The following is a 22,413-nucleotide window of genomic DNA, read 5'->3' on the forward strand; positions in this document are numbered from 1 at the left end:
GCCGCACCCCCGCCGGATTTACCACCCCGGTCCTTGATGACCGTGGACTTCGCGATCAGTTGCTCGCTCGTCCGGCCGGGTAGGCCTCGTTATCCGGTGTTTGTCCATCGGGCCGCGGCTTTGCTCCACGCTTTCTTCAGACCTCACCTCACGATGACGCCCTTGCGCTTCGCTAATCCTTCGCCGTCATCAGGCTGGATAGAGGACTTCCACCTCCAAGCTGTCGTTCATACTCGGCACACAACAGAAAACGCCCGGCATGGCCGGGCGTTTTTCGTTTCAGTGCACGACCTAGCGCTATTGCGCCGGCTCCCCCTCACCAGGCGGCGCCACCTCGCGCGATGCGATCTGGCGGAGCTGGTCGTAGAGATCGGGCGCCTCGCTGGTACAGAGACATACGCCCGTGGCGGAAGGCGCATCGCCGGCGTTGAGGTAGGCGTGGCCCATGGTGCTGTCGAGGTAGATGCCGTCGCCTTCGCCCAGGATTTCCGGCGCGTAGAACTCGGTGTGAACGGCAACGCGTCCGCTCGTCACCAGAAAATACTCCTCGCCGGCGTGTCGCAGCAGCGGGCCGAACTCGTCCAGCGAGCGCGCGCGGACCTCGGCCATGATCGGCACCATGCGTTTGCCGATCAGGTCCGTGCATTGATAGGTGTAGGTGTAGAATTTCGTGGTGATCACCTGGCCCTGCCCGGCCCGGCTGATGCTGCGCCGCGCCGTGACCGGCCGCCCCTGCGCAGGAGCCGAGATCGCCGGATTGAACAGCTCGGCGATCTCCATTTTCAGGCCTGAGGTGAGCTGCAACAGCTTGTCGTAGGTCAGCGACATCAGGCCGTTCTCGACCTTGGACAGGGTCGAGAGCGCCATGCCAGTCCGCTCGGCCACCTGCTTGAGCGTAAGGCCGCGCGCCTGGCGGGCGGCCTTGAGGCACTGGCCAAGCTGCGAATTGGGCCCTTCGGACGTCGCGATCTCGCTCATACGGCAACGGTAGCACGGCGGGGGAGAAATTGTTGACCGATCGATCTAATCTTTTCGGTGAAAGCAGCCCCAGAAGCGTCCCATTTGACCCTCCACTGAGCAGAATTCCAAGATTTGTGCACGAAATGCCTCGCTTTGACGAATATACGTGCGCGAGCCATACTTTCCAATATGCTAAACCGTTTTCATAATTTGAAAGGATCTGGCATGTCTGGACTTTGCGATTCCAGCGCCGTTGATCTGCGCCGCTTGTTGGCTGCGCGGGCGATCTCGCCTGTCGAGCTGCTGAATGCCTGCCTATCGCGCATCGCCACCGTCAATCCCGCCGTCAACGCGGTCGTCACGCTGGACGAGCCGGGCGCGCGCGCTGCCGCGAAAGCGGCCGAGGCTGCCATCCTGCGCGGCGAAGATCGCGGCGCGCTGCATGGTCTCCCCGTTCTGATCAAGGACACCCAGGACACCGCGGGGATGCGCACGACTTACGGCAGTCCGCTGTTGCGAGACCATGTACCGGCCACCGACCAGGGCTCGGTCGCCCGGCTGCGCGCCGCCGGTGCCATCATCATCGGCAAGACCAACACACCGGAATGGGCGGCGGGCGGCAACACCCGCAATCCCGTTTTCGGCGCGACCGGCAATCCCTTCGATCCCATGCGCTCGGCCGCCGGCTCCTCCGGCGGCTCGGCAGTCGCGCTCGCCTGCGGCATGGCCCCGCTCGCCTCGGGCTCGGATACCGGCGGGTCGTTGCGCAATCCGGCAGGCTTCGCCGGCATCGTTGGGATGCGTCCGTCCTACGGCCTCGTGGCGAGCGAAAAGCGCGCGTTCGGCTGGTCTAATTTGTCGACTGACGGGCCGATGGCACGCAATGTCGCGGACACCGCGCTGATGCTCTCGGTCATGGCGAGCGATGATGCCCGCGATCCGCTCGCCTACACCCTGCCCGGCGAGCCTCTGCGCGCGCGCGCCGAGCGCTGGGCCGCGCCGCGCCCGGCGGAGCTCGGCAACCTGCGTCTCGCCTGCACCGAAGACTTCGACTTCGCACCGACCGAGCAGGCCATCCGCTGCGCGTTCCGCGATCGCGTGAAGAAGCTTGCGCCGCTGTTCGCCGAATGCCGCGAGGCCACGCCGGACTGCACCGGGGCGGACGATGCCTTTGCCGTGCTGCGCGCAGGATTGTTCCTGGCGATGCATGGCAAGAACTACAAAGAACGTCCCGAGATGCTCGGCCCCAACGTCCGCGCCAATGTCGAGGAAGGCCTCAGCTATACGCTCGAGGACCATTCGCGTGCCGCGACGACGCAGACACGGATCTATCGCGCCTATCAGAGCTTCTTCGAAAGCTGCGACGTGCTGATCAGCCCGACGATCACGCTGAGCCCGCGGCCCTGGTCCGAGCTCTATCCGGCCGAGATCGACGGGGCGCCGACGAAATCCTACTTCCACTGGCTCGCGCTCGCCTACGCCGTGACGCTCGCAGGACACCCCGCGATCAGCATTCCGCTCGGCCTCGATGAAGCCGGCCTGCCGTTCGGGCTTCAGATCGTCGGCCCGCGCGGCGGCGACGCCATCGTGCTTGCGGTGGCCGCGAGTCTCGAGGCTGCGTTCGCCGGTGACATGCACATGTGCCGGCCGGTGCCCGACCTGGCACGATTGGCCGTGGCACCGCCGCTGTCGGCCACGCCAGGCTTCCTCACCTGGGAATAGACCAAGACAAGCTGGACCGCCGGATCGCCGGCAAATCGGAGACGCGCATGGCCGAATTGCTCTCGAAACGGAAGACCAGCATCGTCACCTTCGTCCTGCTCTATATCGCCTATTGCATCTCCTACATCGACCGCGCGGCGATTTCGCTGGCGTTGGCGCAGATCGGCAAGGACTTCAATCTCCAGGCCGCCGATCTCGGCATCGTCATCAGCGCGTTCTTCCTCGGCTATGCCGCGATGCAGGTGCCGGGCGGCTGGCTCTCCGACCGCTTCGGCTCGAAATATGTGGTGATCGTCACCATCGTGATGTGGTCGCTGTTTACGGCATTCACGAGCCTCGCCTGGTCGCTGACGTCGCTGATCGCGATCCGCTTCATCTTCGGCATCGCCGAGGGCGGCTTTCCGCCGGCCAGCATTCGCGCCATCGCGGAAGTGTTCAAGAAGGACAGCCGGCCGAAGATGTCGTCGCTGCTGCTGTCGTCGAACTATGCCGGCAGCATGCTCGCGCCGCTGATCATGGCGCCGCTCATCCTCTGGCTCGGCTGGCGCCATGCCTTCAACGCGATCGGCATTGCCGGCCTGGTCTTCGCGGTGCTCTATTTCGCGTTCATCCCGCATCTTGGACGCTCGATCGAGACCGGCGCGGGCGTATCGTCGGTTAGGACTGAAAACCGCGCGCCGATGCGCGAGCTCATGAAGAATCCGCTGCTGTGGCAGCTGATGGTGGTTTGGTTCGGTCTCAGCTGCGTCAACAAGGGTCTGGATTCCTGGATGCCGCTCTATCTGCTCCAGCAGCGCGGGCTCGACCTCAAGACCGTCGGCGTGGTCGCACCGATTCCGTTCGTGATGGCGACCATTGCGACCGCGATCGGCGGCTGGGTGATGACAACATTCTTCAACGAGCGCGAGAAATATCTGCTGATCGGCAGCTCGGCATTGACCGGCATCTTCCTCTACGCCATGTACAAGGCGGAGACGATCGCGATGCTGATCGCCTATCAGTCGGTGGTCTACTTCTTCAAATCCTTCGTACTGGCCTCGGTGATTGCGCTTCCGACTAAGCTACTCCGCGACGACCAGATCGGATCGGGTGTCGGCATGGTCAATCTCGGCGGCCAGAGCGCGGGCTTCGTGGCCCCTGCCGCCATCGGCTTCATTGTGACCGGAACCGGATCGTTCGATGCGGCCTTCGGTTTCCTGGTGGCGATGACCGCGCTGTCCGTCGTGGTTGCCGCGACGATCAGCACGGCCCAGCCGAAGCTTGCACCGAAGCCGGCCTGACAGGAGAATTCCGCCAATGCAAAGCGCGATCGTTCTCGGCGGCGGCATGGTGGGCGTCGGGGCTGCGCTGCATCTCCAGCAGCGCGGCTGGTCGGTCACCCTGGTCGACCGCCGGGAGCCGGGCCGCGAGACCAGCTACGGCAATGCCGGGATGATACAGGCCGAGGCGGTACGGCCCTATCCGATGCCGCGCGATTTTGCCACGCTCCTGAAGATCGCGGCCGGCCGCACCAACGACGTCCGCTACAGCTTCTCTTCGCTTCACCGCCACGTCGAGCCGCTGCTGCGCTATTGGTGGCATTCGGCGCCGAAGCGGCATCGCGAAGCGATCGAAGCCTGGGCGCGGCTGATTGCCTATGCGACGCCAGAGCACGACATCCTGATCCGCGAGGCGCACGCCGACAATCTGATCCGCCGCGCCGGCTATCGCGTGCTGCACCGCGACCCCGCTTCATTCGACCTCGCGATCCAGACAGCGGAGGAAGACCGGCGCGAATTCGGCGTGAATTTTCGCGTGCTCTCGGGCAGCGAGCTGACGAAGGCCGAGCCGATCCTGCGCGACGACCTTCCCGGCGCGATCCACTGGCTCGATACCTGGACCGTGTCCGATCCCGGTGCTCTGGTCACGGCCTATGCCGGCCTGTTCGAGCGCCTCGGGGGCACGCTACTGCTCGGTGACGCCCAGAGCTTGCAGCAGACCGTCACCGGCTGGTCGGTCGACACCGACAACGGACGCATCGACGCTGGCTCCGCCGTGGTGACGCTCGGGCCGTGGTCGCCCGATCTCCTGCACAAGTTCGGCTACCGCATTCCCCTGGTGCGCAAGCGCGGCTATCACATGCATTACAGCGGCGGCTCTTCGCTCGATCTGCCGCTGGTCGACAGGGGCGGCGGCTACGCCATGGGCCCCATGGCCAAGGGGATCCGTATCACCACCGGTGCGGAGCTGACCGGCGCCGATGCGCTGCCAACCCCGGTGCAACTTGCCAGTGCCGAAGCTTCGGCGCGCGAACTGATCGACCTCGGCGCGCGGGTCGAACCCGAGCCGTGGTTCGGCACCCGCCCCTGCACGCCCGACATGCTGCCGGTGCTCGGCCCTGCCCCGCGCCACCCCGGCCTCTGGATGAATTTCGGCCACGGCCACCAGGGCTTTACCCTGGGCCCCGCGACGGGACGTCTGCTCGCCGAGATAATGAGCGGCGAGACGCCGTCGATCGATCCGACGCCATACCGGCCGGAGCGGTTCTAGGGCGTGTACTCGTAACCGCGGAATATCGTTCTGACCCAAACGCAGGCCAATCGTCGCCGCGCTGCAGTTCGCTAAAGCAAACTTCGACTGCGCTATGGTTGCGACGATTTAATCTCGGCGCTCATCCTTCGTTCAGAGAGGAACCTCTAGGCTGCCCCCGGAGGCTGCGCTGACAGGAGAGAACTAGAGATGAGACTCAAATTTGTGCTTCTCGCACTGGCCGCTTTAGGTGGCGCAACAGTTTCGATGGGCACCGCATCGGCGCCCCCTTAGGACAGTTCCGCGCTTCAAACGTCGAGAGTGTTGCAGTCGTTTGCGGTCCACGAGGTTGCGTTCGCAGAGCCCCCATCTATCGACGGGGGGTCTATGTCCGCCGTCCTTACGTACATCGCGGCTACGTCTACCATCGAGGCTATCGCCGGTACTGACTTGAAAAGAGGGCTATGGCCCTCTTTGTTCTTCCGCGTACACGTGGTTGAGCAACGCGGCGCCGCCGGCGGCACGATCGCGCGATTCGCCGGCGCCGACGTCGAGCGCGAAAACGCGAGTCTTGCTCGCTTGGCAGCCGAAAGAGAAAGGGCTGATCGAGGATCTCGACCAGCCCTGTTACTTCATATCTGACGGCGATCGGCGTCGTCGGATCCGGCTTGCAGATCAGTCCGTCGTGACAGCCGTTTCCATGTCGGTCGGATCGATCTGCTTGGAAAGGTTGGCGTTGAGCTTGTCGCGGTCGAGTTCGCCCTCCCACCAGGCGACGATCACACAGGCGACGCCATTGCCGCACAGATTGGTCAGCGCACGGCATTCGCTCATGAACTTGTCGATGCCGAGCACGATCGCCATGCCGGGCACGAGGCGCGGATCGACTACGGCAAGCGTTGCCGCCAGCGTGATGAAGCCCGCACCGGTGATGCCGGAGGCGCCTTTCGAGGTCAGCATGGCCACCACCAGGATGGTCAGTTGCTGACCGAAGGTGAGATCGACGCCGAGCGCCTGCGCGATGAACAACGTCGCCAGCGTCATGTAGATGTTGGTGCCGTCGAGGTTGAACGAATAGCCCGTGGGCACCACAAGGCCGACCACCGATTTGGAGCAGCCGAGCCGTTCCAGCTTCTCCATCAAGGACGGCAGCGCGCTTTCCGAGGACGAGGTGCCGAGCACGATCAGCAGTTCGTCCTTGATGTAGGCCAGGAACTTGAAGATCGAGAAGCCGGCCAGGCGAGCTACGATGCCGAGCACGACGAACACGAACAGCGCCGCGGTGGCGTAGAAGGTCGCGATCAGTCCGATCAGGTTGAGGATCGCGCCGGTGCCGAACTTGCCGATGGTATAGGCCATCGCGCCGAAGGCGCCGATCGGTGCTGCGCGCATCACGATGGAGATGACGCCGAACACCGCATGCGCGGCATCATCGATGAAGCTGCGGATGGTATGGCCACGCTCGCCAAGGCCCATGATGGCGAAGCCGAACAGCACCGAGAACAGCAGCACCTGCAAGATCTCGCCTTGCGCGAAGGCGCCGACCACGGTGTCGGGAATGATGTGCAGAATGAAGTCGACGCTCTTCTGGCCCTCGGCCTGCTTGGCATAGTTGGCGACGGCCTGCGCGTTCGCCGCGGCATTGCCGAAGCCGGCGCCGGGCTTGACGACATTGCCGATGATGAGGCCGATCACCAGTGCAAACGTCGAGACGATCTCGAAATAGACCAGCGCCTTGACGCCGATGCGCCCGACCTTCTTGGCATCCTGAATGTGCGCGATGCCCGAGACCACGGTGCAGAAGATGATCGGAGCGATCACCATCTTGATCAGCTTGATGAAGCCGTCGCCGAGCGCCTTGATCCATTCGTTGGTGGCAACCGAAGGCCACAGCCAGCCGACGATGGCGCCGAGCACGATGGCGATCAACACCTGGATGTAGAGAACCTTGTACCACGGCTTGGCGGCGGCGGCCGGTGCATCCGGCGCTCCCGCCATCGTTGTTGTTGTCATTGTTTCACTCCCCCTAAAACTTCCGGTCCAGCCAAGATCAACTTGGCCGGCCCTGTCAATTGGAACTGCTGGGACTTTCGCGCTTTACCGGCGGTCGAGAAGCCAGCGCGCCGCCGGCATTAGCGTCGCCCCAAGCGCGTTCTTGACTAGCGAAGCGGCGATGAATGGCGCTATGCCGACCTGCCAGGCCTTGGGCGCCCCAAGACCGAGGCCATAGGCCAGCCAGCCGAATCCGGCGGTCAGAATGACGAGGTGGCCAACCGCCATCGCCGCAAACAGCAACACCACGCTGCGATCCCAGCCGCGCTCGGCGAGCCAGCCGGTGACGAAGGCGGCGGCAACGAAGCCGAACAGGTAGCCGGCGGTCGGGCCGACCAGCGGCGCAATTCCCCCTACCGGGCCTGCGAACACCGGCAGCCCGATCGCGCCCTCGGCGAGGTAGACGATCATGGTTGCGCTGCCAAGGCGCCAGCCATAGGCCGCGCCAATCATCAGCACGATCAGCGTCTGCAATGTCATGGGCACATAAGGCAGCGGCAGGTTCACCTTGGCTGATAGCGCCATCAAGGCGGTGCCGAGCGCGACCAGCACGATCGCGCGCAGCGCGCCGGCGGTTTCGCCCGCTTGAGCCGGCCACAACGTTGCGGCAAGTGGAAAATGCGGCGCAGCGGCGGACGGGACTGATCTGTCAGACAAGATGAACTCCGGAAGGCTTCGTGAAAAACTGGCGGCTATTTAAGCCAGTGAGCGATCCGGTCAACTGCCTCCCGCATCTCTTGAGGCGAGCGTGCGTAGGACAATCGTATGAACGAGCGGCCATGGATGGGATCGAAATCGAGGCCCGGCGTAGCCGCGACATGGGCCTGTTCGAGCATCTGCTTGGCGAATTCGAAACTATCCGACGTGAAGTCCGAGACGTCGGCATAGAGGTAGAAGGCGCCGTCGGCGGGCAGGAACCTCGTCAATCCGGCCTTGGGCATCCCCTCGATCAGGATGCGGCGGTTTTCCTGATAGCCATGCTTGATCGCTTCCATCTCGGCCGCCCCGTCGAAGGCAGCTTCGGCCGCGATCTGCGACAGCGACGGCACCGAGATCGACAGGTTCTGCTGCAGGCGCTCGATCGGCCGCACCAGCACGTCCGGCACGACCATCCAGCCGACGCGCCAGCCCGTCATGCAAAAATACTTCGAGAACGAGTTGATGACGAGTGCGTGCTGCGACAGCGCGGCTGCCGTCACCGCCGGAAACGCATAGTCGAGCCCATGATAGATCTCGTCGGAGATGAAGCGGATGCCGGCGTCTTCCGCCGCCGCGATCAAGCTGGAAAGCGCCTCCCTGGACATCATCGTTCCGGTCGGATTGGCGGGACTGCCGACCAGCACACCCTTCAGTGGCGCCTTGCGATGTGCGGCGAGCAGCGCCTCGCCGGTCAGGGCGTGGCGCGTCTCATCGCTGGTCTCGATCAGCACCGGCTCGCAGCCGAGCGCGGTGAGGATATGGCGGTATGGCGGATAGCCCGGCACCGTCACGGCGACGCGATCGCCGGGCTCGAACATCGACAGGAAGGCCAGGATGAAGCCGCCCGAGGAGCCTGTCGTCACCACCACCCGTTCGGCGCTGACGGCGCAGCCATACGCCTCGCGATAATGCCGCGCAATGCGCTCGCGCAGCGAAGGGATGCCAAGGGCGGAGGTGTAGTCAATCCGCCCCGCTGCGAGCGCCGCATGCGCCGCCGCGATCGCGGCCTTGGGTGCGCCGGCCGCGGGCTGGCCGACCTCCATATGAATGACATGGCCGCCGGCCGCCTCGATTCGGGCCGCCGCGGCCATCACGTCCATCACCATGAACGGGGGAACATCGCTGCGGCGGGACGGCTCGAGCCACTGCCCCACCCGGTTCCTCAATGTCGCGTCTTGCATCGATTTCTGCTATTCGCTGGCGGACCGCTCCGTTCGGTCCGGAAAACCGGGCGCTTGCGCCCCAGACTGGCCGCATTGTGCGGCTCATAAGGGCATATCGCGTATCCGGTCCGCCGCCAATCGCCAAAACAAAGCACGAAACCGCCCTCCAAATCCGCTTGCCGGGACTGTTTGACCAAGACCATTTGATGTCGTTCCAGATCGCATTTCGCAAGAAGGTCTCTGCCCTCACCGCCGTCGTGACTGCGGCGTCGATCGTGCTGTCGCCGTTCCCGGCGGCGCAGGCGCAGCAGAAGGGGCCGCCTGTCCTGCGCGACACCGAGACCGAGCAGCTGCTTCGTGAATACACCCGCCCGATCCTGCGCGCCGCCGGTCTGGAAAAGCAGAACATCCAGATGGTGATCCTAAACGAGGCCTCGTTCAACGCGTTCGTCGCCGACGGCCGCCGCATCTTCGTCAATTACGGCGCGATCCTCCAATCGGATACGCCGAACCAGATCATCGGCGTGCTCGCACACGAGACCGGGCATCTGGCCGGCGGTCATCTTTCGAAGCTGCGCGAACAGCTCGCCAACGCCCAGACCCAGATGATCATCGCCATGCTGCTCGGCGCCGGTGCGATGGTCGCAGGCAGCACGCGCGGCAGCGGCAGCGCGGGCAACAACGGGCTTGCCAATGCCGGCGCCGCTGCGATCGCCGGGCCGCAGGAGATGATCCGCCGCTCGCTGTTGTCCTACCAGCGCCAGCAGGAGGAGAACGCCGATCGCGCCGGCGTGAAATTCCTGACCGCAACCCAGCAATCGCCGAAGGGCATGTACGAGACCTTCAAGCGCTTCACCAGCGAGAGTCTGTTCGCCGCGCGCGGCGCCGATCCCTATCTGCAGTCGCACCCGATGCCCGCCGAGCGAGTCGCTGCGCTCCAGGAGTTCGCCAGCAGCAGCCCCTATTGGGACAAGAAGGACGATCTCGCGCTCCAGCTCCGCCACGACATGGTGCGCGCCAAGATCTCCGCCTTCATGGAGCGGCCGGAGACCGTGAACCGCCGCTATCCGCAGTCGAACGACAGCCTGCCCGCGCGCTATGCCCGTGCCATCAGTACCTATCTGCACGGCGATCTGCGCAGCGCGCTCGCCCAGATCGACGCGCTGATCCAGGTGCAGCCGAACAATGCGTATTTCTACGAGGTGCGTGGCCAGGCCCTTCTGGAAAGCGGCAAGCCTGCCGAGGCCATCCCGGCCCTGCGCAAGGCGGTGCAGCTTTCGAACAATTCCCCCCTCATCGAGATGTTACTTGGGCAGGCACTGGTTGGAACCGATAATAAAGCCTACACGGACGATGCCATTCGGATTCTCCGTGCCGCGGTGGCGCGGGAGCCTGAGGCGCCGCTCGGCTATATGCAACTCGCGATGGCCTATGGCCGGAAGGGGGACTATGCCGAGGCCGATCTGGCATCGGCGCAAGCCGCATATCTGCGCGGCGACAACAAGACTGCCCGCGAGCTCGCCACGCGCGCGAAAACCCGTTTCGCCGTCGGCACGCCCGGATGGGTCAAGGCCGACGACATCGTGGCGGCCAAGCCGCCGCGCAACTAAGCCTGATACCACGAAGCCTGATACCACGACGTCACGACACCGCGCCTGAGTCCGCCGGGACGTTGCCCGAAACCTGCTTTGGATAAGAGGATTTGCCTATGCCTTCGCTGCGCCTGCTTGCTCCCGCGCTGTTTGCACTCGCCATGTTCGGCGTAGCCGCGCCCGCGTCTGCCGACAGCTTCTCCGATGGTCAGCGCACCGACATCGAGGCGATCGTCAAGAACTACCTCGTCAGCCATCCTGAGGTGCTCGAGGAGGCCATGGCCGAGCTCAGCAAGCGCCAGGCCGCGGCCGAAACGCAGAAGCACGAGGCCAGCATCGCCCAGAACGCGGACGCGATCTTCAACTCGCCGCGCCAGGTCGTGCTCGGCAACAAGGACGGCGACGTCACCTTCGTCGAGTTCTTCGACTACAATTGCGGCTACTGCAAACGCGCGATGACGGACATGCTCGACCTCATGAAGAGCGATCCCAAGCTGAAGGTCGTGCTGAAGGAGTTTCCGGTGCTAAGCCAGGGCTCGGTCGAGGCCGCGCAGGTCGCGGTCGCCGTACGCATGCAGGATCCGACCGGCAAGAAATATCTCGACTTCCACCAGAAGCTGCTCGGCGGCCGCGGCGCCGCCGACAAGGCGCGCGCGCTCCAGGCGGCCAAGGAAGCCGGACTCGACACCGCGAAGATCGAGAAAGACCTTGCCAGTCCCGAGGTGCGCGCCACCATCGAAGAGAACTTCAAGCTCGCCGAAGCCATGGGCATGAACGGCACGCCGAGCTACGTGATCGGCAAGCAGATCGTGGTCGGCGCCATCGGCGTCGAAGGCCTCCGGGAAAAGATCGGCGTCGCGCGCTGTGGTAAGGCGACTTGCTGATCGCGACTTGTAACGCATCGCACATGAAGCAAGGCCGGCCATAGAAGCCGGCCTTTTTCTTGCGGCAAATCTTCTTGCAGCGATCCTGCGAAGTCATTCATCTGGCATTCAACAAACAAAAGCCGTGGAACCACCGAAGTTCCGGAACAACTCAAATCTCCTTTCGTTGTCGGCGCGGGCAATGACGCAACTGATCACGTGAGGAGAATTTCAATGTTGAACCGCTTTATGATCTCGGTTGCCGCGGTCGCACTCGTCGCCGGCACCGGCTTGGCGAACGCACAAGGCACCATGGGCCGCGACAGCGGTGGCGCCGGTGGCACCCAGCAGATGCAACAGTCGCAGCCGGGCGGCGCGGCCGAGCATGGCAGCGCCACGGGCAAGGAATCCACGGGCAAAGAAAAAGGCACCGTGGGACAGGCTGGCGGCTCCATGAAGTCCGGCGCGGAGGAGAAGTCCTCGGGCGCCATGAAGGACGAGAAGTCCGGAGCGATGCAGAAGGATTCCACGGGCAAGGAAAAGGGCACCGTGGGACAGGCTGGTGGATCCATGAAATCCGGCGCCGAGGAGAAGTCCTCGGGTGCGATGAAGGACGAGAAGTCCTCGGGCACGATGCACAAGAATCCGACGGCTGAGGAGAAGTCAGGTGCAACGAAGGGTCAGCGCACCGACGAACGCGCCCAAGGCCAGCAGGACAAGTCAAAGGGCATGAGCTCCGAGACCGAGACCAAGCCCGGCACGACCACCGGCGAGACCCGCCAGGGTCAGCCCGGCACCAACGTACAGGGCCAGGCTGGTACCTCGACCCAGACCACCGGCCAAGCCGGCGCCGGCGCCAAGCTCTCGACCGAACAGCGCACCCAGATCACGTCGGTGATCCGCGAGGAGCACGTGCGGCCGGTGACAAACGTGAACTTCTCGATCTCGGTTGGCACCCGCATTCCCCGCGAGGGGATTGAACTGCACGCCCTGCCGCCGCGGGTGGTGACGATCTATCCGGAGTGGCGGACCTACAAGTACGTCCTGGTCAAGGATGAGATCGTGATCATCAATCCGGACACCTACGAGATCGTGGCAGTCCTGAATGCCTAAGGCCGCATGACGGCAACCTCTGAGGGCGGGCAGCGATGCCCGCCCTTCTGCGTTGGCCCGCAGCCATGCTTCGGACTGGTTAACAAGCAATTTCCGTAGCTTCCACACAGGTTTTTGCACACTGGATGAGGCGCTTCAAGCCGCCTGGAAGGCCCTTCAAGGCTTCCCCTAGGGCGCTTTGTTACCTATAACCCCGCCACGCCGAAGCACCTCTTCCGGGATTGGAATGGCTGAACCAGCGACCAACACCATCCTCGTTCTCAACGGGCCGAACCTCAACCTGCTGGGGACGCGCGAGCCCGAGACGTACGGCCATGCCACGCTGGCTGACGTCGAGAAGCTGTGCCGGGACACCGCAGCGCAGTTCGGGCTCAAGGCCGACTGCCGGCAATCCAACCGCGAGGGTGAGCTGATCGACTTCATCCACGAGGCGCATGCCCGCAAGATGAAGGGCATCATCATCAACGCCGGCGGTTATTCGCACACCTCGATCGCGCTGTACGATGCGCTGCTCGCGGTGCAGATTCCGACGGTCGAGGTGCATGTGACCAACATCCACGCCCGCGAGAGTTTTCGCCACCACTCCTACACCGCGCGCGCGGCCTTTGCCTCGCTCTGCGGTTTCGGCATCGAGGGCTACCGCCTCGCGATCCAAGGTCTTGCCGCCAAGCTCGGCATCAAGTCCAAAGCCTGACGCCCCCCTTCAACAGAACATTCGGATCAAGCAACATGGCGCGCCAGCCAGACGACAAAGCAGCCGCAAAGTTTTCCAGCGAGGATTCCGCGCTCGTCCGCGAGCTTGCGTTGCTGCTCGATGAGACGAGCCTCACCGAGATCGAGATCGAACGTGCGGGTTTGCGCCTGCGCGTTGCGCGCAACATCAGCGTTGCTGCAACCATGCCCGTCCCGATGACGCACACCGCCGCCGCGCCGGTCGCTGCCGCCCCTGCGGCCGCGGCTGCGGACCTGTCGAAGCATCCGGGCGCCGTGACCTCGCCGATGGTCGGCACCGCCTATTGGGCGCCGGAGCCGGGTGCAAAGCCGTTCATCGAGGTCGGCAGCAAGGTGGCGGTCGGGCAGACGCTGCTCATCATCGAAGCTATGAAGACCATGAACCAGATACCCTCGTCGCGCGCCGGCACGGTGACACAGATCCTGGTCGAGGACGGCCAGCCGGTCGAGTTCGGCGAGCCACTGGTGATCATTGAGTAACGCGAATGGCGAGTAGCGAATAGCGAATGGTCTCACCATTCCCTGCTCGCTCTTCGCCACTCGCCATTCGCCACTCCCTATTCGCCCGCTGAGGCACCATGTTCGACAAGATCCTCATAGCCAATCGCGGCGAGATCGCCCTTCGCATCCTGCGGGCCTGCAAGGAGCTCGGCATCGCGACCGTCGCCGTGCACTCCACCGCCGACGCCGATGCCATGCATGTGCGCCTGTCGGACGAGAGCGTGTGCATCGGGCCGCCGCCGTCGAAGGACAGCTATCTCAACGTGCCCGCGCTGCTTGCGGCGTGCGAGATCACCGGCGCGGACGCGGTGCATCCCGGCTACGGCTTCCTGTCAGAGAACGCGCGCTTCGCGGAAATCCTCTCCGAGCACAATCTGCATTTCATCGGCCCGAAGGCCGAGCATATCCGCCTGATGGGCGACAAGATCGAGGCCAAGAAAACCGCCAAGCGGCTCGGCATCCCGGTCGTGCCTGGCTCCGACGGCGGCGTCGGCCCCGAAGACGACGCGATGGCGATTGCGAAGGAAATCGGCTTTCCCGTGCTGGTGAAGGCGGCAGCAGGCGGCGGCGGCCGCGGCATGAAGGTCGCGCAAAGCGAGGCCGACCTGGCGGTGGCGTTGCAGACTGCTGCCAACGAGGCCAAATCCGCCTTCGGCGACGCCTCGGTCTATCTGGAAAAATATCTCCAGAAGCCGCGCCACATCGAAATCCAGATTCTCGGCGACGGCCGCGGCGGCGCGATCCATCTTGGCGAACGCGATTGCTCGTTGCAGCGCCGCCACCAGAAGGTCTGGGAGGAAGGCCCCTCGCCCGTGCTGGCCGCGGCCGCGCGCGCCAAGATCGGCGAGACCTGTGCGAAAGCGATGCGCGAGATGAAATATCTCGGCGTCGGCACCATCGAGTTCCTGTTCGAGGACGGCGAGTTCTACTTCATCGAGATGAACACGCGCATCCAGGTCGAGCATCCCGTCACCGAGAGCATCACCGATATCGACCTCGTGCTGGAGCAGATCCGCATCGCCGCCGGCGGCGAACTGCCCGCAAAGCAGAGCGAAGTTCAGATCATCGGCCACGCCATCGAGTGCCGCATCAACGCCGAGAACCCGCAGACTTTCCGTCCCTCGCCCGGCCGGATCTCGCAATATCACCCACCCGGCGGACTCGGCGTCCGGATCGATTCTGCGGTCTATCAGGGCTACACGATCCCGCCCTATTACGACTCACTGGTGGGCAAGCTGATCGTCCACGGCAAGACCCGCGGCGAATGCCTGATGCGGCTCCGCCGCGCGCTCGACGAGATGGTGGTCGAGGGCATCGAGACCACCCTGCCGCTGTTCCGCGCGCTAGTGCGGGAGCCCGCGATCATCGATGGCGACTACCACATCCACTGGCTCGAACAGTATCTGGCCGGCCAGACGGAACCCGCAGCGAAATAATTTCCCGTCTCCTTTGGAACCCTCTGGCCCCGACCGCGTTCTGGGGTTGGCAGTTCCAAGGGGGCGTTTTGAACTCCGCTGATCGCAACAAGGCGAGACCGTCGTGATCGCTGATGCGCACCGACGGCGCGCGTTTTGGCAGCTCCTGCTGTTCACGGCGGGACTCCTGGTGCTGACCTGGATCAGTGCGGGGTCCGTCTACCTCGTCAACAAGGCGCGAGAAGACAGCAAGTGGGTGATCCACACCATCGAAGTGGAAAACCAGGTCAATGCCCTGCTTCTGGAGATTCGCCGCGCCGAGAGCAGCGCGCGCGGCTATCTTCTGACCCTCGGCCCCGAGTTCCTGAGCGATCATGACGCGGCGGTGGCGACCATCCCGCAGGCGCTCGACAAGCTCACCCGCCAGATCGGTGACAATCCGGCGCAACGTGCAAGCATCGCCAAGCTCCGCGAAGTGATCCAGGCCCGGCTGGAGCAATTTTCGCGCGAAATGGATCTCGTCAAGCGGGGCGAACCCGACAGTGCCGCGGCGCTGCTCCGCCAGGCGGCCGCATCCAATTCGACTGACGCCATCCGCGAGGTGGCAGCGACAATGACTGCGGAGGAAGAGCGGCTGTTCTCGCTGCGCTCCGCAAATGCCGATCGCAGTCAGACGCTCGCGGCCTCGCTCACCGGCATCGGCTCCGGCCTGGTGGTCGTGCTCGCCCTGCTCTCGACCTGGCTGGTGCGCCGCTCTGCAGGCGTCCGTGACGACGCCGAGGCGCGCCTGCGCGACGCCAATACCAATCTCGAGGCCACGGTCGACGAACGCACGGCCGATCTTCGCGAAGCCAACAACGAGATCCAGCGCTTTGCCTATATCGTGAGCCATGATCTGCGCTCGCCGCTGGTCAACATCATGGGCTTCACGAGTGAGCTCGAGGAACTGGGCCGCGACATCTTCCGCCGCATCGGCAGCCTCGCACGTGCGCCAGCCGACGGTCCTCCGGTCGAGAGCGCCGACGTCGTGCTCGACGGAGCCGACAAGCAGCTCGCGGAGGATTTTTCCGAGGCGCTCGGCTTCATCAAATCATCTATCGGCAAGATGGACCGCCTGATCTCGGCCATCCTCAATCTGACGCGCGAGGGACGGCGCGAGTTCGAGCCGGTCCGCATCGACACGCGCGAGCTGATCGAAGCCATCGCCGCCACGGTCGCACACCAGGCGGCCGAGGCGCGCGCCGAGATTCACGTCGGCGAATTGCCTGATATCGTCAGCGACCGCCTTGCTCTGGAGCAGATCTTCTCCAATTTGATCGACAACGCCATCAAGTACCTCAAAGCCGGAGTTCCCGGCGCGATCACAGTCCGCGGCCGGACCAAGTTCGGCTATGCGATCTTCGAAGTTACCGACAATGGACGCGGCATCGATCCGAAGGATCATCAGCGCATCTTCGACCTGTTCCGGCGCGCTGGAACCCAGGACAAGCCGGGCCAGGGCATTGGCCTTGCCCATGTGCGCGCACTGGTGCGCCGACTGGGGGGAACGATGTCGGTATCGTCGGAACTCAATGTCGGCAGTACATTCACGGTCACGCTGCCGATCAAATGGAACGCCAGCAACCGGAACGAAGAACAACGATGACCCAGCCCGTCACCATCATCATGATCGAGGACGACGAAGGACATGCTCGCCTGATCGAGCGGAACATTCGCCGTTCTGGCGTCAACAACGAGATCATTCCGTTTGCCAACGGGACTGACGCCGTGAGGCATCTGTTCGGCGCCGACGGAAGCGGCCTCGTGCACAAAGGCCGTGCGCTCCTGATCCTGCTCGACCTCAACCTCCCCGATATGAGCGGAATCGACATCCTGAAGCAGATCAAGGAAAACAATCATCTCAAGGCCTCGCCCGTGGTGGTACTGACCACCACCGACGACTCCCAGGAAATCAAGCGCTGCTACGAACTCGGCTGTAACGTGTACATCACCAAACCCGTCAATTACGAGAATTTCGCCAATGCCATCCGGCAGCTTGGCTTGTTCTTCTCGGTCATCCAGGTCCCACCCGCCGCCTCATGAACCAGCGAACACCAACACTACTCTATATCGACGACGACGTTGCGCTCGCGCGGCTGGTCGAACGCGGCCTGACGCGCCGCGGCTACAAGGTCGTTCATGCCGCGAGCGGCGAGGAAGGCCTGGAGCGCATCCGCCGCGCGGATGCCCAAGCAAGTATCGAAGACTGCATCGACGTGGTGGCACTCGACCAGTACATGCCCGGTCTCGACGGCCTCGAGACGCTCGAGCAGATCATGGCGATCCCGAACGCGCCTCCCGTGGTGTTCGTCACCGCATCGCAGGATTCCAACATCGCGGTGACCGCGCTGAAGGCAGGAGCCTCGGATTACTTGGTCAAGGACGTCAAGGGCGACTTCATCCCGCTCCTGCAGGTCGCCGCCGACGGCGCGCTGCGCCAGGCCGAATTGCAGAAGGCGCGCGAGGCAGCCGAGGCGGAAATCCATGCCTCGCGCGATCGCTACGCCGCCCTTGCCGCCGAGCGCGAACTTCTGCTGCGCGAGGTCAACCACCGCGTCGGCAATTCGCTCCAGATCATTGCCTCGCTGCTGCACCTCCAGGCAAGCTCCGCCGCGCAGGAAGAGGTCAAGGCGGCGTTGACCAATGCGATGGGCCGTGTCGCCGCGGTCGCCCAGGTGCACCGACGCCTCTACACCTCGCAGGATCTCAAGAGCGTGGTCCTGAACCAGTATCTGGATTCCCTGCTCGAGGACCTGCGCCGCTCGGCCGAAGGCAACCGGATGTCGCGCTTGACGTTGAAGGCAGAGCCGATCGAGATCGATCCAGACCGCGCAGTCGCCGTCGGCATCATCGTCAACGAGCTGGTGATGAACGCGGTGAAATACGCCTATCCCGATGGCGCCGGCCCGATCCACGTCGAGCTGACCTCGCAGGGCGAGGATCTCATGCTGTCGATCGTCGACGACGGCGTCGGCGACAACGCCAAGGCCGATCCGCGCTCTACCGGCATGGGTCAGCGCATCGTCGCGGCCATGGCCACCAAGCTCGATGCCTCGGTCGAGCGCGATCCCGCCCATGCCGGAACCCGCATCATCCTCAAGTTCCGCCGCGCGGCCCCATCCCCGGGCAAGACGAACAGTGCCGCGGCAAGCTGATCGGCGCGAGCTCGCCTGCCCCATCGCAAGTGCGGCGCGATCCTGCTATTGTCGCAAGCCATGACTTCGCGCGATTCCGCCTCGTCTGAAATCACGCCGGCCGTGCTGTTGCGTGCCTATGCCTGCGGCATCTTTCCGATGGCCGAGAGCGCGGACGACCCGACGCTGTTCTGGGTCGAGCCGGAAATGCGCGGCGTCATCCCGCTCAACGGCTTTCGCGTGGCCTCGCGGCTCGCGCGCACCGTGCGTTCGGATTGTTTTCGCGTCACCGTCAACACCGCCTTCAAGGCGACGATCGCCGGCTGCGCCGCGCCCGCGGCCGGACGCGAGGCCACCTGGATCAACAAGCGCATTCGCGATCTCTATGGCGGCCTGCACGATCTAGGCCATTGTCACAGCGTCGAGGCCTGGCAGGGCGACGATCTCGTCGGCGGCCTCTATGGTGTGAGCCTCGGGCGTGCCTTCTTCGGCGAAAGCATGTTTCACACCGCGCGCGATGCCTCCAAGGTAGCGCTGGTGCATCTGGTCGCGCGGCTCATCCATGGCGGATTCGAGCTGCTCGACACGCAATACGTCACCGAGCATCTGAAGAGCTTTGGCGCAGCCGAAGTTTCGCGGCGGCGCTATACGGCCTTGCTCGACAAGGCGCTCGCCGGCGAGCCCGGCGATTTCCTCAAGCTGCCGGCGGACCAGCCGGTCCCGGGCGCACGCGCGCTCGAGATCATCGCCTCCCGGCAATAGTCGTCGATTTTTGTCTAGCGGCCAAACCCGGGGAAATTGAAAAGACCCGGCTGCTGCTGTGGCGGCGGAGGTGGAGCCTGCTGCGGCTGCTGCGGGGGAGGCAATGGCTGCGGCGGACGCTGCTGCACGGCCTGCTTGGGCGCGGCCTTCTTCTGCGCCGGAGGCGGCGGCGCGGGCTTGGTCGCGGGATCCGGTGCTGCCGTCGCGATGGTCTGCTGCGGCTCTTTGCAGTCGGTCAGCCAGATGTCGTAGATCGGATGCTCGACGCCGTGCAGGCCGGGGCTTGCGGCATACATCCAGCCCGAGAAAATCCGCTTCACCTCGCCCTGCAACGTGATCTCGTCGACCTCGACGAAGGCGTCGGTGTTGGCGGCTTCCGTTGCCGGCCGCGTGTAGCAGGCATCGGTTTTGACCCGGAGCGCGCCAAACTGCACGGTCTCGCCGATATCCTCGTCGAAATTGATGATGCGTCCGGTGATCTTGTCGAGCCCCGAGAATGTCGCCTTCTTGTTCACGATCTTCTGCGCCGGCGGCTCGGTGACGACCTCGTCGCCGGGCTGAAGGCTCGCCGGTGTCTGCGGCACGGCGCCCTTCTGCTGGGGCGGGCGCTGGCCCGGCGCGGCCGGATTGGCACCCGGCTGCGGCGCTCCTTGCGGATTGGGCGGTGCGACCGCCACGGATGGCGGCTGGTTCGGCGGAGCGACGGTGCTGCCGGGCGGCGGTGCCAGCGGCTGGGTCTCGACCGGCCCCGGCATAACGTTGCCCTGCCGTCCCGGCGGCGGCGCCATCGGGCGCGACGGCAGCACACGGCCCTGCGGCGGCAGCTCCGGCACCTCTTCGTCGTCGTCGGGGATCTGCGGCGGCGGTTGCGGCTGGCCGCGCGGAATGCTGCCGGGCGGCCGCGGCGGCGGATCGGAGAAGATCGTGCCGATCTGCGCCTGTGCCGGCGTCGCAACCGTCATCGCGGTGGCGGCCAGAAGCGCCGCAAGACCTGTCAAGGTAATGGTTCGAAACATCTCGCGCGGCTTCAACAGCGAATCGGGCTTGCTGGACATTCTACAGGGGTACCGCCGCTCGCAGGGCACCGGTTAACACGGCGAATACGGCGGGGGAAGGGCGACATCCCTGCCCCGCCCGCCGCCGGCTGGCCAGACCGGCGGCCAGATGGGATAGTCCGAGGGCCCCTCCGGGGGCCCGGGCGGGCATCGCCTCCGAAAACGCGTCCAATCAGAACTAGAAAGCCCCGAGGTCGCCCCCATGCCGGTTGCGCTCGATCCCGACACCGACGCCGTCTACAAGGTTTTCCAGGACGCCGGCCTCCTCGCCTGCGAAACCCTGACCGTACCGGAAGCGCGCGACGATCAGGATTTGGGCTGAGTCGCCGCTCCACATGGCTTCCATCCTTCCAACCCTCTTCGCCGTTCCCTTGCGCTGGCTGACCTGGCTCGGCGACCAGGGCACGCGCGCGGTGGCGGCGATCGCGTTCATCGCGGTGGCGGTGCCGCCGCTTGGTGCGCTGCTGCGCCCTTACGTCACCGAAGCGATCTTCCTGCTGCTCTGCATCTCCTTCATGCGCGTCGATCTGGTCGCGCTGTACGGACATCTGCGCCGGCCCGCGCTGGTTGCGAGCGCAACGGCGTGGACGACGATCGGCGTGCCGCTGATGGTCGGACCGATCGCTTATGCGACCGGTCTCACCGACCGCTGGCCCGGCCTGTTCCTCGCGCTGATGCTGCAAGGCATGGCTTCGCCGATGATGGCAGCTCCAGCACTCGCAGCGTTGATGGGCCTCGATGCCACGCTGGTGCTGGTCACGCTGGTCACCTCGACCGCACTCGTCCCCTTCACCGCATCGCTGTTCGCAAGCCTCTTTCTCGACGGCATGCTCAGCATCTCGCCGCTCGCGCTCGGCTTGAAGCTGCTCGTCATCCTCGCCGCGTCGCTGCTTGCAGCAACAATCATCCGCCGCCTGTTCGGCACGGAGGCGATTTTGCGCCACAAGCGGCCGATCGACGGCTTCAACATCGTCATCCTCATGGTGTTCGCATCCGCGGTGATGGGTGACGTCGCGAATGACCTCATCGCCGATCCCGTGGTCACGATCGGCGTCGCGCTGCTGGCCTTCACGGTCTATTTCACGCTGCTCATTGTTACGACGCTGCTGTTCCGCCGCGTCGGCTACGAGCGCGCCTTCGCGATCGGACTGATGGTGTCACAGCGCAATCTCGGGCTGATGCTGGCTGCGACCGCGGGCGCGCTGCCGCCCACCACATGGCTCTATTTCGCGCTCACTCAGTTTCCGATTCACCTTGCGCCGTACATTCTCACGCCGATCGCGCGGCGGCTGACGGCCCGCGCACAAGCCCCGGGCGCCGCGGCGGCGGGGGGCAAGGCCACATCGGGCTGACAGCCACGCAAGTGATGTCCGCTCTACTATCGGGAGCGGACAAGTTCAATTCGACTTGGCTAGTCGACTATGGCACAGAGGACTAAACCGCTCGCGCGGTAGCTCACTGCGGCGGGCGGCATTGCCAATGGGATAGCGCAACGGGGCGTCCTGTCTTGAGATTGAGGGGTTTCGACAACCTCCCTCAAGACAGGAGCATCCCCATGACCGACGAGGCCATGAGCCCATTGCGGCGGCGCATGATCGAAGAGAAATCGCCACGCCAATTGGATCATGCCTCGTCGAACCCGAGCGTTGCCGGAACGGGTCAGCCCTTTCTCCCGGCGTTTTCTGCCGCTCTCGTCGGGCGAGCCCGTGAGGCCGGTGTAACGCGCGATCGCCCGTCGGTCGCGCATGCTTCGCGACAGGATCTCCTGCACCAGCATGTCGGCCGTCTCGACACCAACCCCGATCACCCGCGCCAACAGGCGCACCATGGCGTGTGGTCCATCACTGGGCGCTTGCTTGAGACGCTCCAGCCGAGCGTCCTCGATCTGCCTGATCTGATCACGGACGAGCCGCCGGCGCGCCATGTCGCGACGCAGCTCAGCCAGGGTGTTGGGCGGGATCGGCTCGCCCTCGGGGGTGCGCAAGCCGTCAAGGCGTTCGGCGGCCTTCTTCAGCTTGGGATTGAAGCCGCGGATGCCAAGCCGGATCAACGTTGCTTTCATTCGGTTGACGATCCGACTTTGCTCGCCGACGAGGCTCGCGT

At 64.6% G+C, this 22,413-nt stretch carries 20 protein-coding genes and 2 pseudogenes; 16 read left to right on the forward strand and 6 right to left on the reverse strand.

Going from position 1 to position 22,413, the window contains the following annotated elements; translation table 11 throughout:
* Positions 1-297: 297 nt before the first annotated feature.
* On the reverse strand, positions 298-978 hold the full coding sequence (locus tag IVA82_RS14130) for an XRE family transcriptional regulator (protein ID WP_247389048.1): 681 nt from the start codon (positions 976-978) through the stop codon (positions 298-300).
* Between the two features lie 207 nt (positions 979-1,185).
* On the opposite strand from IVA82_RS14130, the gene IVA82_RS14135 reads away from it, so the two are divergent.
* The 4 genes and pseudogenes from IVA82_RS14135 to IVA82_RS14150 all read left to right on the forward strand — a co-directional run.
* The gene (locus IVA82_RS14135) at positions 1,186-2,682 is read left to right on the forward strand and encodes an amidase family protein (RefSeq protein ID WP_247389049.1); all 1,497 of its coding nucleotides are present in this window, start codon (positions 1,186-1,188) and stop codon (positions 2,680-2,682) included.
* 47 nt (positions 2,683-2,729) lie between these two features.
* Positions 2,730-3,962 carry an MFS transporter gene (locus IVA82_RS14140; protein ID WP_247389050.1) on the forward strand — a complete coding sequence of 411 codons (1,233 nt, stop codon included), beginning with the start codon at positions 2,730-2,732 and terminating at the stop codon, positions 3,960-3,962.
* 16 nt (positions 3,963-3,978) lie between these two features.
* On the forward strand, positions 3,979-5,211 hold the full coding sequence (locus tag IVA82_RS14145; protein ID WP_247389051.1) for an FAD-dependent oxidoreductase: 1,233 nt from the start codon (positions 3,979-3,981) through the stop codon (positions 5,209-5,211).
* A 523-nt stretch (positions 5,212-5,734) separates the two neighbouring features.
* Positions 5,735-5,824, forward strand: a pseudogene (locus IVA82_RS14150) (3-beta hydroxysteroid dehydrogenase); the annotation flags it as partial.
* A gap of 41 nt (positions 5,825-5,865) precedes the next feature.
* On the opposite strand, the gene IVA82_RS14155 reads toward IVA82_RS14150, so the two are convergent.
* The 3 genes from IVA82_RS14155 to IVA82_RS14165 all read right to left on the reverse strand — a co-directional run bounded on the left by IVA82_RS14155 (position 5,866) and on the right by IVA82_RS14165 (position 9,122).
* On the reverse strand, positions 5,866-7,203 hold the full coding sequence (locus tag IVA82_RS14155; RefSeq protein WP_247389052.1) for a dicarboxylate/amino acid:cation symporter: 1,338 nt from the start codon (positions 7,201-7,203) through the stop codon (positions 5,866-5,868).
* A gap of 84 nt (positions 7,204-7,287) precedes the next feature.
* The gene (locus IVA82_RS14160; RefSeq protein ID WP_247389066.1) at positions 7,288-7,842 is read right to left on the reverse strand and encodes a biotin transporter BioY; all 555 of its coding nucleotides are present in this window, start codon (positions 7,840-7,842) and stop codon (positions 7,288-7,290) included.
* Positions 7,843-7,934: 92 nt separating this feature from the next.
* The gene (locus IVA82_RS14165; protein WP_247389053.1) at positions 7,935-9,122 is read right to left on the reverse strand and encodes an aminotransferase class I/II-fold pyridoxal phosphate-dependent enzyme; all 1,188 of its coding nucleotides are present in this window, start codon (positions 9,120-9,122) and stop codon (positions 7,935-7,937) included.
* A 188-nt stretch (positions 9,123-9,310) separates the two neighbouring features.
* Here IVA82_RS14165 and IVA82_RS14170 point away from each other — a divergent pair, with 188 nt between their 5' ends.
* From IVA82_RS14170 to aat, 10 genes are all read left to right on the forward strand, one after another.
* Positions 9,311-10,714 carry a M48 family metalloprotease gene (locus IVA82_RS14170; RefSeq protein ID WP_247389054.1) on the forward strand — a complete coding sequence of 468 codons (1,404 nt, stop codon included), beginning with the start codon at positions 9,311-9,313 and terminating at the stop codon, positions 10,712-10,714.
* 98 nt (positions 10,715-10,812) lie between these two features.
* Entirely contained in the window at positions 10,813-11,580 is a 768-nt protein-coding gene (locus IVA82_RS14175) for a DsbA family protein (protein ID WP_247389055.1), read from the forward strand.
* A gap of 213 nt (positions 11,581-11,793) precedes the next feature.
* Entirely contained in the window at positions 11,794-12,672 is an 879-nt protein-coding gene (locus IVA82_RS14180) for a DUF1236 domain-containing protein (RefSeq protein WP_247389056.1), read from the forward strand.
* Between the two features lie 226 nt (positions 12,673-12,898).
* On the forward strand, positions 12,899-13,366 hold the full coding sequence (gene aroQ, locus IVA82_RS14185) for a type II 3-dehydroquinate dehydratase (protein ID WP_247389057.1): 468 nt from the start codon (positions 12,899-12,901) through the stop codon (positions 13,364-13,366).
* A gap of 35 nt (positions 13,367-13,401) precedes the next feature.
* Positions 13,402-13,884, forward strand: a complete 483-nt coding sequence (gene accB / locus IVA82_RS14190) for an acetyl-CoA carboxylase biotin carboxyl carrier protein (protein WP_148744009.1) — start codon at positions 13,402-13,404, stop codon at positions 13,882-13,884.
* A 98-nt stretch (positions 13,885-13,982) separates the two neighbouring features.
* Entirely contained in the window at positions 13,983-15,341 is a 1,359-nt protein-coding gene (gene accC / locus IVA82_RS14195; RefSeq protein WP_247389058.1) for an acetyl-CoA carboxylase biotin carboxylase subunit, read from the forward strand.
* 103 nt (positions 15,342-15,444) lie between these two features.
* Positions 15,445-16,965, forward strand: a complete 1,521-nt coding sequence (locus tag IVA82_RS14200) for a CHASE3 domain-containing protein (RefSeq protein ID WP_247389059.1) — start codon at positions 15,445-15,447, stop codon at positions 16,963-16,965.
* Positions 16,962-17,402 (forward strand): response regulator, encoded by a 441-nt coding sequence (locus IVA82_RS14205; protein WP_247389060.1) that lies wholly within the window; start codon positions 16,962-16,964, stop codon positions 17,400-17,402. Before IVA82_RS14200 ends, IVA82_RS14205 begins: the two co-directional genes overlap by 4 nt.
* A complete protein-coding gene (locus IVA82_RS14210) occupies positions 17,399-18,514 on the forward strand; it encodes a histidine kinase dimerization/phosphoacceptor domain -containing protein (RefSeq protein WP_247389061.1) in 1,116 nt (371 codons plus the stop codon). Before IVA82_RS14205 ends, IVA82_RS14210 begins: the two co-directional genes overlap by 4 nt.
* 60 nt (positions 18,515-18,574) lie before the next feature.
* On the forward strand, positions 18,575-19,255 hold the full coding sequence (gene aat, locus IVA82_RS14215; protein ID WP_247389062.1) for a leucyl/phenylalanyl-tRNA--protein transferase: 681 nt from the start codon (positions 18,575-18,577) through the stop codon (positions 19,253-19,255).
* Between the two features lie 14 nt (positions 19,256-19,269).
* On the opposite strand, the gene IVA82_RS14220 is transcribed toward aat, so the two are convergent.
* On the reverse strand, positions 19,270-20,310 hold the full coding sequence (locus IVA82_RS14220) for a DUF2155 domain-containing protein (protein WP_247389063.1): 1,041 nt from the start codon (positions 20,308-20,310) through the stop codon (positions 19,270-19,272).
* Between the two features lie 202 nt (positions 20,311-20,512).
* Between IVA82_RS14220 and IVA82_RS14225 the strand changes: the two are divergent.
* Positions 20,513-20,611 (forward strand): annotated as a pseudogene (locus IVA82_RS14225) (alpha/beta hydrolase); the annotation flags it as partial.
* Positions 20,612-20,645: 34 nt separating this feature from the next.
* A complete protein-coding gene (locus IVA82_RS14230) occupies positions 20,646-21,662 on the forward strand; it encodes a Na+-dependent transporter (RefSeq protein ID WP_247389064.1) in 1,017 nt (338 codons plus the stop codon).
* A gap of 59 nt (positions 21,663-21,721) precedes the next feature.
* Here the strand turns inward: IVA82_RS14230 and IVA82_RS14235 are convergent.
* A partial coding sequence (locus tag IVA82_RS14235) for a transposase (RefSeq protein ID WP_247389065.1) occupies positions 21,722-22,413 on the reverse strand: 692 nt, incomplete at its 5' end.

The organism is Bradyrhizobium sp. 142, assembly GCF_023074015.1.
Taxonomy (GTDB): Bacteria; Pseudomonadota; Alphaproteobacteria; order Rhizobiales; family Xanthobacteraceae; genus Bradyrhizobium.

Coding starts and splice junctions, on each gene's coding strand:
- IVA82_RS14130 (WP_247389048.1), bottom strand. CDS start 978: ATGAGCGAGATCGCGACGTCCGAAGGGCCCAATTCGCAGCTTGGCCAG.
- IVA82_RS14135 (WP_247389049.1), top strand. CDS start 1,186: ATGTCTGGACTTTGCGATTCCAGCGCCGTTGATCTGCGCCGCTTGTTG.
- IVA82_RS14140 (WP_247389050.1), top strand. CDS start 2,730: ATGGCCGAATTGCTCTCGAAACGGAAGACCAGCATCGTCACCTTCGTC.
- IVA82_RS14145 (WP_247389051.1), top strand. CDS start 3,979: ATGCAAAGCGCGATCGTTCTCGGCGGCGGCATGGTGGGCGTCGGGGCT.
- IVA82_RS14155 (WP_247389052.1), bottom strand. CDS start 7,203: ATGACAACAACAACGATGGCGGGAGCGCCGGATGCACCGGCCGCCGCC.
- IVA82_RS14165 (WP_247389053.1), bottom strand. CDS start 9,122: ATGCAAGACGCGACATTGAGGAACCGGGTGGGGCAGTGGCTCGAGCCG.
- IVA82_RS14170 (WP_247389054.1), top strand. CDS start 9,311: ATGTCGTTCCAGATCGCATTTCGCAAGAAGGTCTCTGCCCTCACCGCC.
- IVA82_RS14175 (WP_247389055.1), top strand. CDS start 10,813: ATGCCTTCGCTGCGCCTGCTTGCTCCCGCGCTGTTTGCACTCGCCATG.
- IVA82_RS14180 (WP_247389056.1), top strand. CDS start 11,794: ATGTTGAACCGCTTTATGATCTCGGTTGCCGCGGTCGCACTCGTCGCC.
- aroQ (WP_247389057.1), top strand. CDS start 12,899: ATGGCTGAACCAGCGACCAACACCATCCTCGTTCTCAACGGGCCGAAC.
- accB (WP_148744009.1), top strand. CDS start 13,402: ATGGCGCGCCAGCCAGACGACAAAGCAGCCGCAAAGTTTTCCAGCGAG.
- accC (WP_247389058.1), top strand. CDS start 13,983: ATGTTCGACAAGATCCTCATAGCCAATCGCGGCGAGATCGCCCTTCGC.
- IVA82_RS14205 (WP_247389060.1), top strand. CDS start 16,962: ATGACCCAGCCCGTCACCATCATCATGATCGAGGACGACGAAGGACAT.
- IVA82_RS14210 (WP_247389061.1), top strand. CDS start 17,399: ATGAACCAGCGAACACCAACACTACTCTATATCGACGACGACGTTGCG.
- aat (WP_247389062.1), top strand. CDS start 18,575: ATGACTTCGCGCGATTCCGCCTCGTCTGAAATCACGCCGGCCGTGCTG.
- IVA82_RS14220 (WP_247389063.1), bottom strand. CDS start 20,310: ATGTCCAGCAAGCCCGATTCGCTGTTGAAGCCGCGCGAGATGTTTCGA.
- IVA82_RS14230 (WP_247389064.1), top strand. CDS start 20,646: ATGGCTTCCATCCTTCCAACCCTCTTCGCCGTTCCCTTGCGCTGGCTG.